General features: G+C 65.8%; 1 protein-coding gene. It reads left to right on the top strand.

The genetic code is table 11. The annotated features are described in order from the left end of the window. Positions 1 to 620: AMP-binding protein (locus tag A5781_RS18820; protein ID WP_156624822.1), on the top strand; the 620-nt coding region annotated here is incomplete at both ends.

Here is a 620-nt window from a genome sequence, read left to right on the forward strand (position 1 = left end):
GCGGCCTACGTGCCGATCGACCCGGGCCTGCCCACAGCGCGGATCGGGTTCATGCTCACCGATGCCACGCCTGTCGCCGCACTCACCACGGCGGGTCTGCGCTCGCGGCTCGACGGGTACGACGGTCTGCGGGTGATTGATATTGATGACCCCGCCATCGATGCTCAACCCAGCACCCCATTGCCGGCCCCGGCTGCTGAGGATCTTGCGTATCTGATTTACACCTCGGGCACCACCGGGGTGCCCAAAGGCGTTGCCATTACCCACCACAACGTCACCCAGCTGATCGCGTCGCTGGATGGGGATTTGGTGGGGCCGGGGCGGGTGTGGTCGCAGTGGCATTCGTATTCCTTTGACATTTCGGGCTGGGAGATCTTCGGTGCCCTGCTGCATGGCGGGCGGTTGGTGGTGGTGCCCGAGGCGGTGGCCGCTTCCCCCGAGGCGTTGCATGCGTTGCTGATCGAGCAGCAGGTCACTGTGTTGAGCCAGACACCTTCGGCGGTGGCGGCGCTCTCGCCGCAGGGGTTGGAATCGGTGACATTGCTGGTCGGTGGGGAGGCGTGTCCGGCTGAGGTGGTGGAGCGGTGGGCGCCGGGACGGGTGATGCTCAATGAATACGC

Origin of the sequence: Mycobacterium sp. 852002-30065_SCH5024008, from assembly GCF_001665645.1 — a bacterium.
GTDB classification, from domain to species: Bacteria; Actinomycetota; Actinomycetes; order Mycobacteriales; family Mycobacteriaceae; genus Mycobacterium; species Mycobacterium paraffinicum.